Below are 16,527 nucleotides of genomic sequence, written 5' to 3' on the forward strand. Positions count from 1 at the left end.
TCAGGCCAAAAATTAATTTTGCTAAAGGTTTTCGACGTGCGGCCGTTTCTCCTGATGTCAGCGCAAATTAGAGGATGCGGACATGGTGGACCCGATCGGCGCGAAGCCGTCTGTGGCAGGAGATCGCTCCGTTGCGCGCATCGCCGCCGCGACGCCGGCAATGGTCGTGCAAACGCCCGTAAAGACGCCTGCCCAGGCGCAGCCCCAGGCGGCGCCCCCGGCATTGCCCGAGTCGATCGCGCTCGCGAAATCGATGGCGTCGTCGCCGCCGGTCAACGCGTCGCGCGTCGCCGAGATCAAGAAGGCGATTGCCAGCGGCACCTTTCCGATCCTTCCCGCGACCATCGCCGATCGGCTGATGGCGCTCAGCCTGGCCTGGAATTCCAATGAAACGGCGTGATGCCCTGATCCGCGTTATCGACGCGTTGCACGCCGAGATCGCCGCGCTCAAATCGAACGACGTCGCCAGCCTCGAGCGCGCGACCGCGGACAAGCTTGCCGGGATCGAACAGGTCGCGTTGCTGGGCACCGGCCCTGCGGGCACCGAGATCCGCGAGCTCGCGGACGAGGCGAACCGGCTCAACGAGACGTGCCGCATCTATACCAACCTGATGGCGGCAAATGTTCGCCGCCGCCTGCAAACGCTGACCGGCGACGGTGCCGTTGCCGGCTATCGGCCGGGTCTGCGCGCCGCCTACGCCTGACTTTCGCGGCGCGCGGCGCCTACGCCTGACTTTCGCGGACGAGACCTCCCCACCCTCGTCGTCCCCGCGCAGGCGGTGATCCGTATACTCCGGCGCACCCAATTCTATCGCACCGGCAGCCAATATGCCTTCCCGCCTTCGCGGGAATGACGATTGGCGGTTGAGCATACTCCAAAACTGGCACGCCCCTTGCTGAGTAATTCCTGAATCAGGGGCACCACATACGGGCATGACCGTCAATTCCATCACTACCGGCCGGATCCAGTCCGCGATCGCGCTTGCGAGCAGCAAGACCGGCGTGGATTTCGACTATCTGCTCGGCCAAGCAAAGCTCGAAAGCGGGCTCAACGCCAACGCGCGCGCCGGCACGTCGAGCGCCTCCGGCCTCTACCAGTTCATCGAGCAGAGCTGGCTGTCGGTCGTCAAGAAGCATGGCGCTGAGCACGGGCTCGGCTGGGCCGCGAACAGCATCGGCCAGTCCTCGAGCGGCCGCCTGTCGGTCGGCGACGCCGGCACCAAGGCGGCGATCCTTGCACTGCGCAACGATCCCAACGCCGCCTCGCTGATGGCGGCCGAATATGCGTCGGACAACAAGGCGTCGCTTGAGGGCACGCTGAACCGTCCGGCGTCGGGCACCGACCTCTATATGGCGCATTTCATGGGTCTTGGCGGTGCGACAAAGTTTCTCAAGACGATGCAGGCCAACCCCCAGGCGAGCGGCGCGGCGTTGTTCCCCGCCGCGGCGCGCGCGAACCACAACGTCTTCTACGATAAGAACAATCAGCCGCGCACGCTGTCGGCGATCTACGACCGGTTCGCCGACAAGCTCGGCGGCGCGGCAGCGGGCGCGAGTTCGACCGCGAGCGCCACCAGCTACGCCGCGCAGGCGATCGACATGGACGGCAGCACGGTCATCACCGGCTCGAACGAAAGCGCGGACGATGCGCTCGCTTGGGCACAATCCGCCATGGGTTCGGCAATGGGCCGCTTCTCCGGCAAGACAACGCAGGCGGCGGTCAACGTGCTGCGGCCGACGCCCGACACCGCGCGGCTCGCCTATATGATGCTCGCACGGCTCGGCGGCTAAGCGATGAACCGCCTGCTCTCCAACGCACGTGCATCGGTCCTGCCGCTCGCGATCCTGATGCTCGTGCTCGTCATGGTCGTGCCGATCCCGGCGTTCATGCTCGACATCTTCTTCGTCGCGAACATCGCGATCAGCCTCGCTGTGCTGATGGTCGCGCTCAACGCACAGAAGCCGCTCGACTTCTCCGCCTTCCCGACCGTGCTGCTGTTCGCCACGCTGTTCCGCCTCGGCCTCAACGTCGCCTCGACGCGGATCGTGCTGGTCCACGGCCATGAGGGCGAAAGCGCGGCGGGCCACGTCATCGAGGCGTTCGGCACGTTCCTGATCGGCGGCGATTACGTCGTCGGCATCTTCGTCTTCGCGATCCTGATGATCATCAACATGATCGTCGTCACCAAGGGCGCGGGCCGCGTCTCCGAGGTCAGCGCGCGCTTCACGCTCGACGCGCTGCCGGGCAAGCAGATGGCGATCGACGCCGATCTCAACGCGGGGCTCATCACCCCCGACGAGGCCAAGGCGCGCCGCGTCGAAGTCTCGACCGAAGCCGATTTCTACGGCTCGATGGATGGCTCGTCGAAGTTCGTGAAGGGCGATGCGGTCGCGGCCATGCTGATCCTCGCCGCCAACATCATCGGCGGGCTGATCCTCGGGCCCGTCAGCCACGGCATGTCGATCGCCGACGCCGCGCACAATTACATTCTGCTCGCGATCGGCGACGCGCTCGTCGCGCAGCTGCCGTCGCTGATGCTGTCGATCGCCGCCGCCTCGATCGTCACGCGCGTCACCTCGGACAAGGATCTTGCCGGCCAGATCGGCGGCCAGTTCGGGTCCCCGCGCACGTGGACGCCGGTCGCGGTCATCCTTGCGCTGCTCGGCATCCTGCCCGGCATGCCGCACATGGTGATCCTGCCCGCCGCCGCCATCGCGGGCTTTGCCGCGTGGAAGCTGCGCCAGATCGAGCGGCGTCCGGCGCCGGTCGTGGTCGTGCCGGTCGAGACGATCGACCAGTCGCGGATCGGCTGGGAGGAAGTCACCGACGGGATGCAGGTCAATCTCGACATCGGCTATGGTCTGGTGCCGCTCGCCGACGAGCGCCGCGGGTCGCCGCTGATGGGGCGGATCACCGGGGTTCGTCGGCAATTGTCGAAGGAACTGGGCTTCGTCGTGCCGCAGGTCCGCGTCCGCGACGACATCAATCTGGCGCCGTACGTCTACCGCATCCTCGTCAATGGCGTGGTCGTCGGCGAGGACACGGTTTCGCCCGACGAGATGCTCGCGCTCGATACGGGGCAGGCGTACGGCGACCTGTTCGGCAAGAAGGTGAAGGACCCGACCTTCGGGCTCGACGCGACCTGGGTCGATGCGAGCGACGCGGATGCCGCGACGGGTGCGGGCTATCTCGTGGTCGATCCCGGCACGGTGATGGCGACGCATCTGAACCATTTGCTCGGCCAGAACGCCGCCGACCTGCTCGGCCAGGACGAGGTGCAGGCGCTGCTCGACGGCCTGAAGGAGCGTGCTGCACAGCTGGTGGCAGCCCTCGCGCCGCTGCCGATCACGACGCTGACGCAGGTGCTCAAGGGCCTGCTCGCGGAGAATGTGCCGCTCAAGGAATTCCGCCGCATCGCCGGCGCCATCGCGGTGGCGGCGCAGCGCACGCAGGACGCCGAGGAGCTCATCGAGACGATCCGTCCCGAGCTCGGCGCGCTCATCATCCAGAAACTGTGCGGCGTGCGCGAACCGCTGCGCGTCATGACGTTGGAGGGTCACTTGGAAGGTCTGCTCGGCCAGGCGATGCGCGCCGATCAATCGCGCCGCCACGTCATCGAACCCGATCTCGGCCGCCGCATCGTCGAGGCGCTGCAACGCGCCGCCGAACCGCTGATCGCCGAGGCGAAGCCGTTCGCGCTCGTCGTCCAGCCGTCGATCCGCCTCGCGATTCGCAAGCTGGTGAGGACGTGCCTGCCCGACACGCCGGTGCTGTCGTTCTTTGAAGTGCCCGAGGAGAAGGCGGTCGAAGTCGTCGCGGTGATCGGCGCGTCCCAGCCGGCGCAGGCCGGAAACTTTGGCCAACAGGCGCTGGCGGCATGAGCGCGCTGCCCCTGCGCGGTGCCTTCGCGGATGCTCAGTCTTTCGCAGGCCAACCGCTGACCTACCGCCCGCATCAACGCCCCGGCGGCGACGCCGACCAGCTCGTCAAACAGCATCTGCCGCTGGTCCGCCGGATTGCCTGGCACGTGCATGGCAGCATGAGCAGCAGCGTCGAGGTCGAGGACCTGATCCAAGTCGGGCTAGTCGCTTTGGTCGAGGCGGCCGCGAATTTCGACGAGCGCGGCATGCCGTTCAAGACCTACCTGATCACGCGCCTGCGCGGCAGCATGATCGACGAACTCCGCCGCCAGGCGACGTCGACACGCGGCGCGATGCGGCGCCGCCGCCAGTACGCCGAGGCTATCTCGACGCTCACCGCCCGCACGGGCAAAGCCCCGGGAGAAGACTCGATCGCGCAGCATATCGGCGTCAGCGTCGAGAAACTGCGCACCGACTACGTCACCGCAGACTCGCTCCGGTTCGATTCGATCGACGAGATGTATGCCGACGACCTGCCCTGGTTCGCCGACGATGCGCCGGACGCGTTCGCGCAGTTGGCGGACAGCGATCTGCGCGACGCACTCATCGCCGCGATTTCGGCGCTACCCGAGCGCGAGGCGCAGGTGATCCAGCTCTATTATGTCGAGGACCTCAACCTCGAAGAAATCGGCGAAGTGTTCGGCGTCGGCTCAGCGCGGGTCTGCCAGATCAAGGCGTCCGCTCACGCAAAGTTGAAAAAGGCATTGGCCCGCGCGGTGTGATCAGAGCTCGGGTTGGCCGCGTGTTCCGTCGTCATGATGCGGCTGCGAAAAGCGCGCGCGCGGCGCCCCGTCGTGCAGCGACGCGGTCGGCGCACCTAGCGCCATGAGCCGTGCCCGCAGACTGGCGCGCAGGAAGATTGTCTCAGCCGCGAGAAAACGGCGCGGCGTGGTACCCAGGAAGGTACCGGCATCGCGAAGGAAATGCGAGGCGTCAAAATAGCTGCTATCGATCGCCGAATAATCGTTGAGACCGTGATCCCCGATCAACCGGATGAACGAGCGCAGAAATCGCGCGCGTCGCAGCAGCATCTTGGGCGGCATCCCGAAATAGCGGGTCGCGACGCGGCGCAGTTCATGGGTCGGCACGTCGAGGCGCTCGGCGACGTCCTTCATCTCGATCACCCCGTCGGTGACCGTCAGCGCGGTGAACGCACGGATAAGCGGCTCGCGCGGGCTGGGCTTGGCGAAGAGCGGCACGAGCATGTCGTCGAGCAACGGCTTGATCGAGGTTTCGTCGTCCAAGACGTCGAGCCCTTCGCGCAACCGCTCTGCGAACTCCGCGCCCACTACCGAACTCAACGGCACGATCCGATTGTGGAAATCGCCGGCGTGACGTTGGGTCATCCGCGCCCAGCCGAGCGCGCTGAGACCGATGCCAATCGCGATGCCGCCATGCGTGACGGTACGAAAAGCGCGACTGGTCGGGCCATAAAGGCTGACGGGATCTAGCGGCCCGAACCGATGATTGCCAAGCGACACGGTGATCGGTCCGGCGTCCAGCACGATCGAGATCATCGCCGGCGAGGGCAGATACCAGTTGACCATCGGCGCCCGGTCTTCCGCCGCATAAATCGCATAGCCGGTAACAAATTCGGCCAGCGCGCGATCCGGCGCGGCGTAGCGGACGTGCAGACCCGCGGGCATGTCGGCCGCCGATGACGGCATACCCGGCCGCAGGATGCCATTGGCGAACTGTACTGCCTTCATTCGAACGACCTTAACATAGGCTTCGTTACCTCGGGCGGTTGCATAAGACTTATGGGGTGGCAATTAAAACCACCAGATGAAGCACTTATCGCCGAGGTATTGGACAAAACGCGTCGACGCACAAGACATGGGCAGATGTCGCACCACCAATCGGCTAATGACGTGATTCCCCTATCCCACCCCTATGCCGCAACTGCGAAGGATTGGATACGCTAAGGCAACGATTAATTGTTCGAAGACACTGGCGGACGGCGTTAGAAACCGCTCGCGTCGAGCTGTGATCGAAGGGTCAGACGGTCATTTTCCGAAATCGGCGGGAGCGGATGCGCAGACTTGCCCTTTCGCAGACGCGCGCGATCGTCGGCGGATGGGTCGATGCGACGGACGCGGACCGCGACTGGTCCCATTTTACGGAGGCCGAGCTGCTCGGCCGCGCCGCGCGACAGGTCGATGATCCTGGCGCTGCCGCCGGCAAACGGGCCGCGATCGTTGATCCGCAAAATGATCCGACGTCCGGTGGCGAGCGCGGTTACTTCGACATAGGTTGGCAGCGGCAACGTTTTGTGCGCGCCGGTCACCCAATCAGAGCGGAAACGTTCGCCGCTGGCAGTGCGGCTACCTGATTCCGTTCCGTACCAGCTGGCATAGCCGAGGGTGTTGTAGGTGGGATCGACAGCGGGAACATAGGTCGTGCCCCGGACGCGATAGGGGACGCCGAGCTTGACCGGCATGTCGCTGACCGGGCGGTAGTGGCCGCCCGCGCAGCCGGCGAGCGCCAGCGCGATGACGAGCGGCGCGACGCGCGAGAGAGTCAGCATAGGAGATCCTGCGTCATCGGCGCTGGTAGAAGATGTGCGAATCGACCGTCGCGACCTTGACGAGCGAGCCCCGCCAATAGGGTACCATCCAGTCGGTGTGATAGTGCGTCGCGCGGCCGACCGGCGCATAGACATAGCCGGCCAGCGCACGGCGCGCGGCGCGCCGTGCCTGCGCCCATCCGGCATGCTCAGGCCGGCGGGCCTGCGATCCGTCGCACGAAAACGAGAACTGGCAGCCGGTGGTGCGGTTCGCCCCCTGATAGACGACGCCGCACACGGTCTTGGGAAATCCCGCCGCGCCGACCCGGTTGAGCACGACCTGGATCACCGCCCGTTGGCTGTCGCGGTCGTCGCCGGCCTCGTACAGCGCGACCGTCGCCAGGCATTCGGTGGCCTGTTCGCGCGCGGCTGGCCCACCTGCGAACCGGAATCGTGCCGCGGATCGGCGTTTCGCGGTCACGATCGGCACCCGCGCATTCGAGGCGCGGGCCTGCGCCATCGTCAATCGTTGCGGACGCCGCCGATCCGAGGTCGCAGTCGGCCAGGGCGAGTCCGTCAGCGACCCGAAAAGTGCCGCCAACACGACCGCGACGCCGAGCAGCAGCAGCCAATGCTCCGACGACGGACGGCGCGACGCCCCCCGCCCCCCGCGGGTGTGCAGTGGACGCGGTGGGGAGGATCTGGCGCGTCTGCTCGTCATCGCGCCTCTGTATCGGCGAAGACCGAGCAGGGAAACGGGCGGACGCCGTGCGTCTTTTGCAAACGCAGGATCCGCCCGTGCGGCCCTGGCGGCGTATTTTCCGGGCACGGATGATCCTATACGGCGGGCTGCACGTTGAACCGTCATGACAATCAGGAAATTGCGGGCACGGCTCGCCGTCGGCGTGGTGCCATTTTTGGGTTTGACGCTGGCAGGACCAGCCGTTGCGCAGGACGCGGCAACACCGGCGATCGCAGCCGAGGCGGCCGACACGGGCAAAACGGCCGACACGGCCGACACGGCCGACACGGCCGGGCCCGTCAAACGATCAGCCGTCATCGACAAGCAGGCGATCACCGATCCGGTCCTGCGTGGGCTCTATGCCAAGGCGGGCTGGCGCGGTCTCTGGTCCACCTCGACCATTGCGGCGTTCGACCAGGTGCTTGCCGATCGCGCGCGGCACGGCCTCGACCAGGTCATTTTCCTGCCAACCCCGACGGAGGGGATGACGGCGGCCGACACCGACATCGCGCGCACGAAGGCGGCGCTCGATTATGCCACCGCGCTTGCGCAGGGCCGGGTCGATCCAACCACGCTGCAGCCGGTCTATACGCTGCCGCGACCAAAGGCGGATCTCGTCGCCGCGTTCGCCCGCGCGCTGGCGAAGGGCGATCTTGCGGCCTGGTTCGCCAGCTTGCCGCCGCAGGATCCGGAATATCGACAATTGTCCGACGCGTACCTCGCCTTCAGTACCAAGGCAGCCGCCGGGACCCCCGTCGAGGCGATCCCCGCAGGATTGATCCGGGTGGGCAACCGGGATCCGCGTGTCGTCACGATCGTCGAGCAGCTCGTCGAAAGCGGGTATCTGGCCGCACCGTCCGGTCTGGCCCCGGCCTCCGCCCCAGTCTCCGCCCCAGCCCCCACTCCCGCTGCCAGCCCGGGCATAGCCCTTGGTACCGGGCAGCGCGTGGCTCCTGCTGCGCCGCTGTACACGTCGGCGATCGCCGAAGCGATGAAGGGCTTGCAGACCGATTACGGGATTGCCGCGGACGGGGTGGTCGGTCCGGAGACGCTCAAGGTGCTCAACCTGGGCGCGGGCGATCGCGCACGGGCGCTGGCGGTCGGACTGGAACGGCGGCGTTGGCTGGCGCGGACTCCGCCGGCGACGCGGATCGACGTCAACACCGCCGCCGCGCAGCTTCGCTATTACCGCGACGGGACGATGGTCGACCAGCGCAAGGTGATCGTCGGCGAAGCCGGCCACGAAACCCCGCCGCTATTCTCGCCAATCTATCGCCTGGTGGCCAACCCCACCTGGACGGTGCCGAAATCGATCCAGAATGGCGAGATGGCCAATGTGGGCGAGGAGTATCTGGCCGCACACGACATGGTGATGCGCGACGGCTGGATCGTCCAGCAGCCGGGGCCGAGCAATGCGCTGGGGCTGGTGAAGTTCGACATGGCGAACGATCAGGCGATCTATCTTCACGATACGTCCGCGCCGGCGTTGTTCGATCGCAGCCAGCGCCATCTGAGCCATGGGTGCGTTCGCGTCGAGGATGCGCTGGGGTTCGCGCAGACGCTTGCCGAGGACGAGGGCGTGACCGAGGCGTGGCAGACCGCGCAAAATTCGGGTGAGATGACGTTCGTACCGCTGCCGCGCCGGATTCCGGTCCGGTTGCTCTACCACAACGTCTATGTGGACGACGGCGGCAGGGTGGCGTTCCGGACCGATCCCTATGGCTGGAACGATCCGATCGCCGAGCAGCTCGGCTTCGCCAAGGCGTCGGCCAAGCGCGCCGAGGCGCAGGCGATCGACATCGGGCCGTAACCAGCGGGCCGTAACCAGCGGGCGCATCGACCGGAGGGCGGAGAGGCCGGAGGGCGGAGAGGCCGGAGGGCGGAGAGGCCGGCGGCGCGGGCGCACCACCGCATGTAGTTGATCCATATTGCTAGTGCAGATTAGTATATGGACCTACAACTTGACTGGTTGCGGCTGGTCCGCGGCCCGATAAGAATACGGCGCCCTCTTCGATTCACCGAGTCCACTCATCTTTTTTCCGAAGCCTTTCCGGTCGGTACATGCGGTAGTCATAGTGGCGACGGCGCTTTCGGCAGCGGCGCGGGCGGCGCCGCCGGCAGGACCGCCACCCCGCGGTCAGCCGCAGGCCGTGGCGCCATCGCCGCGGGACGAGGTCGTCGTGACGGGCACGAGCGCGGCGCGGCGCGCGCGCGACATGCCGCTGTCGATCGCGACGCTGGATGCGGATCAGCTTCGTCGGACCGTCGGGGCGAGCCAGGCCGATGTGCTGGCGACGCTGCCATCGATCAAGGCGGGGAGCAGCGGCGGCGAGATCGGCGTGAACCTGTTCCTGAAAGGGCTGCCGATCAGCAACAATTTCCAGGCGACCCCGCTGCAATATGACGGCATCCCGGTGTTGAGCGCGTTCGGGCTCAACGGATCGGGCTATGATGTCTATTTCCGCAACGACCTGGGGATCGAACGGCTCGAACTGGTCCGTGGCGGCGTTTCGAACCTGTTCGGCACGGGATCGGTCGCCGGATTGATCAACTATATCTCGAAGTCCGGGCACGACACGCCCGAAGGTATCGTCCAGCTCGAAGCCGCCGAACGCGGACGGTTCCGCGGCGATCTGGCGGCGAGCGGTCCGCTGAGCCGCGATGCCGGGCTGTATTACGCCGTATCGGGCTATCTGCGCCGCGACGAGGGGCCGATCCGGACCGGACTCGTCACCCGCGGCGGGCAGATCCGCGGCAATCTGCGGAAAGAGTTCGCCGACGGATCGGGGTCGGTCACGCTGTTCGCGCAATATATCGACGACCATGTGCAATTCTATCCGCCGCTTCCGCTCGACGGCGCGACGCGCGACCGGCTGGTCGGCAACGATGGCCGTCCGGTGCGATCGATGTTGACCGACGCGGTCGCCGACCTGGGATTCGCGCGGCCCGGCGGACGCTACCAGACTCAGGTGACCGACGGCGTCTTCACCCGCGGCGGGCAGATCGCGCTGGCCGCGACCAGAGACCTCGGCGGCGGCTGGGGCATCCGGGGAAAGGCGAAATATTCGCAGTACGCGCACCGCTTCGGCTTTTTCCTCGACGGCGACGGCATCGCCAACGTGCCGCAGTCTCAAGCGGATTTTATCGTGCGACGACAGCTGCCGGGCGACGCGATGTTCACGCTGGCAGAGACCGGCGCAGCGCTGCCGGCGGACGCGCTCGTGTACGCCAACCGGATCCAGGACCGGATCCGCCCCACGCACGACAGCAGCGCGGAACTCGACCTGACCCGGACGCTGACCCATGGCGATGTCCGCCATATGATTACGCTGGGGGGCTATGTCGCAGACGCGTGGGCGCGCGACACCATGATCACGACCGCGTATCTCGGGACGTTCGAGACCAGGGCGCGGCTCGTCGATCTGGTCGTACGCGACGCCGCCGGCACGCCGACGATCATCGCCGACGACGGGCTGCTCGACGCCGGGCTCGGCTATACCAACGGCACCGCCCGGCAATCGCACCGCGCACTGTATCTCGCCGACCAGATCGAAGCAGGTCGGCTGGTGTTCGATCTCGGCGGCCGGATCGAGCGGGCGAAGGGCGTCATCACGCGCGCGGCGACCGCGACGACGATCACCGACGCGACGACTCCGAACCTGTCGACCGCGCTGCGTAACGTGGTTTGGGAAATTGGCGCGATCGCGCGCGGCACGGTTGCGGCGGACAGCTGGGCGCTGTCGGCGGGCGCGCTGTACAAACTGACGCCGGCGATCAACCTCTATGCCAACGCCAGCCGCGGATTCTTCTTTCCGGCGCTCAACTCGGTATCGATCAGCGCATCGGGACAGACGCAGTCGTACCAGCCCGAGATCATCCGCCAGGCGGAGGCAGGTGTGAAATATGATCGCGGCAGGGTTGGCGGATCAGTGTCGGTGTTCGTCAACGATCTCAAGAATCGCCGCTCCGTCGTGCTCGCCAATACGGCGAGCGGCGGGGTCATCGAACAGGTGACGATCGTTTCGACCAAGGCGCACGGGATCGAAGGCGCGGTGCGCGTCGGGCTGACCGATCATCTGCGGTTCGACGGCAATATCGGCCTCGTCCACGGCGTCTACACCGCGCTGGACGTGACCCGGCAGTTCATCGGCAACCGCGTCCCGCGGCAGCCCGACCTCGTCTACAATGCGGGGCTGTATTACGACGACGGCGCCCTCGACGCCGCAATCGCGACGACGCACACCGGGCGGCTGTTCACCGACGATGCGAACACCACGCGGCTCGACGGCTTCGACCTCGTGCGGCTGATCGCGGGTTATACCATGAAGATGGCGGGGCGGCAGGCGGTGCGGATCGCGGGGGACGTGTACAATCTGTTCGACACGGCCGCGCCGGCCGAGGCCTCGGCGCGCCTGCCATCGCAGGCGGCTGGCCCCTATTTCGTCGGCCGCCCGGTCCTGCCGCGACGGATCAGCGTCAGGCTGAGCTATAGTTTCTGACCGCGATGCCCGCGTACCGCGTTGGCACAAACCGACCTTTGCGCAACGATCTTAGTGGTTTCGGACGTCACCCGAGTCTTGGTAGGGCGCTCGCGCGGAACGCGAGGGGTCAAGGCCCGGCGCGGTGGGATACGCGATTTTACGAGGACTGAGCATGGCGAACGCGACATCGGTGACGCTGGACGGCACTCTCGACGAATGGGCCGTCGGCGACCGGATCGATCGCGGTCTCGGCGCAGGATACGCCATCTATGCCCGCAGCGACGGCGCGGACTTCGCGTTCGCGATCACCGCTCCCACCGCGATCGGCGCGAATACCACCGCATGGCTCAACACCGATCGCAACGCGACCACCGGCTATCAGGTGTTCGGATTTGCGGGGGGTGCGGAATACAACGTCAACTTCGCCGCCGACGGTACGGTATCGCTGTACAGCGGCGCGGCGGGGCAGACGCTGATCGCCAGCGGCCTGCAGGCGGCGTGGTCGGCAGATCGCACCACCGTCGAGTTCAAGGTGCCCAAGGCGGCGATCGGCAACCCGCAGGCGATCGACACGATCTACGACGTCAACGACACCGCGTTCCTGCCGGGTAACTATTCGAACCCCGCCTTCACCGTCTTCAACGACACCGGCATCGTCGCCGACCCGTCGCACCGGATCGCGATCGTCTGGTCCGATTCGACCGCCAACGCCTATTTCAGCAAGACCGCCTATTCGCAGCTGTTCATGGCCGCGCAGAGCCAGGCGATGCAGGCGGGCGTGCCGTTCGACATCCTGACCGAGGGCGACCTGACCAGCCTGGCGACGCTCGCCAAGTACGACACGATCGTCTTCCCGTCGTTCCGCAACGTCGAGGCGAGCAAGGCCGACCTGATCGCGCAGACGCTGGAACAGGCGACCAAGCAGTTCGGCATCGGCCTGGTCGCGGCGGGCGAGTTCATGACCAACGGCGCGGACAACGCAGCGCTCGCCGGCGACTCCTATTCGCGGATGAAGCTGTTGTTCGACGCCACGCGCGTGACCGGCGGCTTTCCGGCCGACGTGACGGTCAAGGCGAGCGATGCGTCGCAGCTCGTGCTCGACGGCTATGGCGACGGGCAGGTCATCCGCCAATATACCGGTATCGGCTGGAACGCGTTCACCAGCGTCAGCGGGACGGGCACGACGATCGCGACCGAGACGGTCAACGGCCAGACCTATTCGGCTGCGCTCGCCACACAGACCGGCGGGCGCAACGTGCTGTTCTCGAGCGAAGCGGTGATGGCCGACGACAATCTGCTGCAGAAGGCGATCGACTATTCGGTCAACGGCAACGGCCTGTCGGTCGGGCTGCAGATGACCCGCCAGGCCGGGCTGTTCGCGTCGCGCGTCGACATGGACCAGAGCCAGCAGACCGACGAGGTCAACCCGGTCGGCACCGCACCCGGGATCTACGACAAGCTGCTGCCGATCCTGACCGAGTGGAAGACGAACTATAATTTCGTCGGCAGCTATTACGTCAACATCGGCAACGATCCGGCCAATGGTCAGGCGACCGACTGGGCGGTGTCGCTGCCGTTCTACAAGGCGCTGCTCGATGCGGGCAACGAGATCGGCACGCACAGCTACACGCATCCGGTAGACACCAACCTGCTGACCGATGCGCAGATCGCCTTCGAGTTCGGCCAGTCGCGTGCCGAGCTGGAACAGCAGCTGAGCGCGTATCTCGGCAAGACCGTGACGGTCGGCGGTGCCGCAGTGCCCGGCGCGCCCGAGCAGATCGCGACGAGCCAGGAAATCCTGAAATATGTGACGTATCTCAGCGGCGGCTATTCGGGGGTGGGTGCCGGCTATCCCAATGCGATCGGCTATATGACGCCGCAGAACGCCGCGGACGACAAGGTGTATCTGGCGCCGAACACGTCGTTCGACTTCTCGCTGATCGAGTTCCAGAAGAAGACCGTCGCCGAGGCCAGCGCGATCTGGGCGAAGGAATTCGGCGCGCTGACCGCCAATGCCGATGCGCCCGTGATCGTGTGGCCATGGCATGACTACGGCCCGACGATGTGGGCCGCCGACGGCGCGACCAGCCTGTACACCAAGCAGATGTTCACCACCTTCGTCGCGCAGGCCGCAGCGGCCGGAGTCGAGTTCGTGACGCTCGCCGACCTCGCGGGCCGGGTCAGCGCGTTCCAGAACGCGACGATCACCTCGACCGTGGTCGGCAACACGATCACCGCGACGGTCGGCGCGACCACCGGCACCTTCTCGCTTGACGTCGATGGGCAAAGCGGCGGCCAGGTGATCAAGGGCGTCGCCAACTGGTATGCCTATGACGCGGACACGGTGTTCCTGCCCAAGGCGGGCGGCACCTATGCGATCACGATGGGCGCGGTCGCCGACGACGTGACGCACATCACCGCGCTGCCGATGCGCGCGACGCTGACGACACTGAGCGGCGACGGGCGCGACCTGGCGTTCACCGTCGAGGGCGAGGGCAAGGTGACGGTCGACCTGAAGGCGCCCGGCACCGACTGGACGACGCTGAGCGGCGGTACGATCGCCAGCCAGATCGGCGAGATCCTGACGATCGACCTCGGCGCTGTCGGCGTGCACGACGTCAAGATCGGCCACCAGGCGAACGTCGATCCGGTGCTGACCGCGTTCGGCGGCGGCACCACCGGCGCGCTGTCGATCGCCGAGAACGGCACCGCGCTGACAACGATCACCGCGACCGACGCGAACATCGTCTGGGGCGATTCGATCAAATATTCGATCGGGGCGGGCGGCGACGGCGCCAATTTCTCGATCGACGCGACGACCGGCGTGCTCAAGTTCGTCACCGCGCCTGATTTCGAGGCGCCAACCGACGCCAACCGCGACAATATCTACGGCGTGACGGTGGTGGCCACCGACGCCCGCGGTGCGATCGACACGCAGACGCTGACGATCGGCGTCACCGATGTGGTCGGCATCACCAAGACCGGGACGTACTTCGCCGACATGATCAACGGCACCGGCGAGCAGGACATGCTCGATGGCAGCTGGGGCAACGACGTCCTCAACGGACTCGGCGGCAACGATCGCCTCATCGGTGGCATGGGCAACGACACGCTCAACGGCGGTGCGGGCAACGACACGCTGATCGGTGGCGACGGCAAGGACATCCTCGTCGGTGGCGACGGCAACGACATCCTGATCGGCGGCGACGACATGGACATGATGACCGGCGGCGCAGGCGCGGACATCTTCCGGTTCGAGGTGAAGGGCGACAGCCTGGCATCGACGTCGCGCGACGTCATCGCCGACTTCACCGTTGGGCAGGACAAGATCGACCTGTCGATGATCGACGCCAACAGCTCGCTGTTCGCGCGCGGCGACCAGGCGTTCAGCTTCATCGGCACGACGGCGAAGTTTTCCGCACCAGGCCAGCTTCGCTACAGCTATCAGATGATCGGCGGGAAGGAATTCACGATCGTCGAGGGCAATACCGACAGCGGTTCGGCGGCCGATTTCTCGATCGCACTGACCGGCCATCATGTTCTGAGCGCGAACGATTTCTTCATGTAAACCGCCGCATAGGCCGGCGGTGATATGGCGGGCATAGGCTTTCAACTGGCGAAGACCGCGCGTGACGGTGGCATTGGCGGGATCGTCGGCGCCGCCGCGTTCGGTGCGGTGATCAGCGCCGGCCCCTGGCTGATCACCGCGGTGGCGATGGCGTTGCTGAACCGCTGGTCGACCGTCCATCTCGGGTCTGACGGCGCGCGCACGGTGCAGACCGTCCTGGTCTATGCGTTCAGCCTGTCCGCACTCGCCGCAGCGCCGATCGGCATCCTGGCGACGCGGATGGTGGCGGACTGCATCTTCGCGCGCGATGCGGGCGGCGTCACCGGCATCATGCTGGTCGCGCTGGCGGCGGGAGGCGGGATCGCGCTGGCGATCGGCGCGGTGGTGTTCGGGATGCTGGCCGCCTTGCCGCTGGTGGAGGCCGCACTCGCCACGCTGATCCTCGCCTGGCTGACGCAAGTGTGGATCGCCGCGCCGTTGCTAACCGCGCTGCGCCGCTATCGCGCGATCCCGCTCGCCTATCTGCTGGGGATCGGCGTCGCCGCGCTGATGCTGATGCTGATCCCCCGGCCTGCGGTCGACTTGGTGCTGGCGGTGATCGCCGGCGGCGTCGCGCTGACGCTGGCGGCGATCATGCTGGTCATCCGCCGCCATTTCACCGCGGCGCCGGTGCTGCCACGGCGTGACGCGATGGCGCCGCGGCTCGCGCAGATCGTCGCAGCGGCGGGGATTGCGGGCGTCGCCGCGATCTGGATCGACAAATGGCTGTTGTGGCTCGGCCCCGATAGCGTCCGCGCGATCGGCGTGTTGCGGCTCAATCCGATCAACGACCAGGGGAGCTTCCTGGGGCTGCTGTCGATGGTGCCCGGGCTGACGCTGTTGCTGATCGTCACCGAGACGCGATTCGATCGCGCATTCGACGACATGATCGTGCGCTGCACCGGCACCTCGACGCTGCAACGAATCGAGGAGGCACGCGGCGACCTGATGCGGACGATGGTCGACGGGCTGCGGCTGATGGTGCTGGCGCAGGCCTTGGTCGCGGCGCTGGCCTGGGTGCTGGCGGTGCCGCTGTTCGAGGCGATCGGCGCGGATGCCCGCGCGATCTTCGCGTTTCGGCAGACCTCGCTCGGCACGGTGTTTCATCTGGTCGCGATCGCAACGACGGTCGTGCTCGCCTATTACGATCTGTTCGGCCGCATCCTGCTGACGTGGACCGCATTCGCGATCGGCAGCGCGGTCGCGACAATGCTGCAATGGGATGCGGGGTTCGCAGCGTTCGGTTGGGGGTATATGGCGGGTGCGGTGG

12 protein-coding genes are annotated in these 16,527 nt (G+C 66.5%); 9 read left to right on the plus strand and 3 right to left on the minus strand.

Going from position 1 to position 16,527, the window contains the following annotated elements; all coding sequences use genetic code 11:
• Positions 1-82: 82 nt before the first annotated feature.
• The 5 genes from flgM (at position 83) to ASE88_RS17305 (ending at position 4,643) form a co-directional block, all read left to right on the plus strand.
• Positions 83-400, plus strand: a complete 318-nt coding sequence (gene flgM / locus ASE88_RS17285; RefSeq protein WP_056480255.1) for a flagellar biosynthesis anti-sigma factor FlgM — start codon at positions 83-85, stop codon at positions 398-400.
• A complete protein-coding gene (locus tag ASE88_RS17290; protein ID WP_055881695.1) occupies positions 387-704 on the plus strand; it encodes a hypothetical protein in 318 nt (105 codons plus the stop codon). The genes flgM and ASE88_RS17290 overlap by 14 nt, the downstream gene beginning before the upstream one ends.
• Positions 705-933: 229 nt before the next feature.
• Positions 934-1,791 carry a hypothetical protein gene (locus tag ASE88_RS17295; RefSeq protein WP_056480258.1) on the plus strand — a complete coding sequence of 286 codons (858 nt, stop codon included), beginning with the start codon at positions 934-936 and terminating at the stop codon, positions 1,789-1,791.
• Positions 1,792-1,794: 3 nt separating this feature from the next.
• On the plus strand, positions 1,795-3,882 hold the full coding sequence (gene flhA / locus ASE88_RS17300) for a flagellar biosynthesis protein FlhA (RefSeq protein ID WP_056480261.1): 2,088 nt from the start codon (positions 1,795-1,797) through the stop codon (positions 3,880-3,882).
• Positions 3,879-4,643, plus strand: a complete 765-nt coding sequence (locus tag ASE88_RS17305; protein WP_056480264.1) for a sigma-70 family RNA polymerase sigma factor — start codon at positions 3,879-3,881, stop codon at positions 4,641-4,643. The genes flhA and ASE88_RS17305 overlap by 4 nt, the downstream gene beginning before the upstream one ends.
• Here ASE88_RS17305 and ASE88_RS17310 read toward each other — a convergent pair whose 3' ends face one another.
• The 3 genes from ASE88_RS17310 to ASE88_RS19815 form a co-directional block, all read right to left on the minus strand.
• Positions 4,644-5,630, minus strand: a complete 987-nt coding sequence (locus ASE88_RS17310) for a helix-turn-helix domain-containing protein (RefSeq protein ID WP_056480267.1) — start codon at positions 5,628-5,630, stop codon at positions 4,644-4,646.
• Positions 5,631-5,884: 254 nt separating this feature from the next.
• The gene (locus ASE88_RS17315; protein WP_056480269.1) at positions 5,885-6,448 is read right to left on the minus strand and encodes a septal ring lytic transglycosylase RlpA family protein; all 564 of its coding nucleotides are present in this window, start codon (positions 6,446-6,448) and stop codon (positions 5,885-5,887) included.
• Between the two features lie 13 nt (positions 6,449-6,461).
• Positions 6,462-7,148, minus strand: coding sequence for a cell wall hydrolase (locus ASE88_RS19815; RefSeq protein WP_156348403.1), 687 nt, complete (start codon positions 7,146-7,148; stop codon positions 6,462-6,464).
• Positions 7,149-7,293: 145 nt separating this feature from the next.
• Between ASE88_RS19815 and ASE88_RS17325 the strand changes: the two genes are divergently transcribed.
• The 4 genes from ASE88_RS17325 to pelG form a co-directional block, all read left to right on the plus strand.
• A complete protein-coding gene (locus tag ASE88_RS17325; protein ID WP_082466625.1) occupies positions 7,294-8,979 on the plus strand; it encodes a L,D-transpeptidase family protein in 1,686 nt (561 codons plus the stop codon).
• A gap of 370 nt (positions 8,980-9,349) precedes the next feature.
• Positions 9,350-11,668 carry a TonB-dependent receptor domain-containing protein gene (locus tag ASE88_RS17330; RefSeq protein ID WP_156357080.1) on the plus strand — a complete coding sequence of 773 codons (2,319 nt, stop codon included), beginning with the start codon at positions 9,350-9,352 and terminating at the stop codon, positions 11,666-11,668.
• A 154-nt stretch (positions 11,669-11,822) separates the two neighbouring features.
• The gene (locus ASE88_RS17335) at positions 11,823-15,218 is read left to right on the plus strand and encodes a M10 family metallopeptidase C-terminal domain-containing protein (protein ID WP_056480274.1); all 3,396 of its coding nucleotides are present in this window, start codon (positions 11,823-11,825) and stop codon (positions 15,216-15,218) included.
• A gap of 24 nt (positions 15,219-15,242) precedes the next feature.
• Positions 15,243-16,527: exopolysaccharide Pel transporter PelG (pelG, locus tag ASE88_RS17340; protein ID WP_056480277.1), on the plus strand; the 1,285-nt coding region annotated here is incomplete at its 3' end.

Source organism: Sphingomonas sp. Leaf38 (genome assembly GCF_001421825.1).
GTDB lineage: Bacteria > Pseudomonadota > Alphaproteobacteria > Sphingomonadales > Sphingomonadaceae > Sphingomonas.

Coding starts and splice junctions, on each gene's coding strand:
- flgM (WP_056480255.1), top strand. CDS start 83: ATGGTGGACCCGATCGGCGCGAAGCCGTCTGTGGCAGGAGATCGCTCC.
- flhA (WP_056480261.1), top strand. CDS start 1,795: ATGAACCGCCTGCTCTCCAACGCACGTGCATCGGTCCTGCCGCTCGCG.
- ASE88_RS17295 (WP_056480258.1), top strand. CDS start 934: ATGACCGTCAATTCCATCACTACCGGCCGGATCCAGTCCGCGATCGCG.
- ASE88_RS17305 (WP_056480264.1), top strand. CDS start 3,879: ATGAGCGCGCTGCCCCTGCGCGGTGCCTTCGCGGATGCTCAGTCTTTC.
- ASE88_RS19815 (WP_156348403.1), bottom strand. CDS start 7,148: ATGACGAGCAGACGCGCCAGATCCTCCCCACCGCGTCCACTGCACACC.
- ASE88_RS17335 (WP_056480274.1), top strand. CDS start 11,823: ATGGCGAACGCGACATCGGTGACGCTGGACGGCACTCTCGACGAATGG.
- ASE88_RS17315 (WP_056480269.1), bottom strand. CDS start 6,448: ATGCTGACTCTCTCGCGCGTCGCGCCGCTCGTCATCGCGCTGGCGCTC.
- ASE88_RS17290 (WP_055881695.1), top strand. CDS start 387: ATGAAACGGCGTGATGCCCTGATCCGCGTTATCGACGCGTTGCACGCC.
- ASE88_RS17310 (WP_056480267.1), bottom strand. CDS start 5,630: ATGAAGGCAGTACAGTTCGCCAATGGCATCCTGCGGCCGGGTATGCCG.
- ASE88_RS17325 (WP_082466625.1), top strand. CDS start 7,294: ATGACAATCAGGAAATTGCGGGCACGGCTCGCCGTCGGCGTGGTGCCA.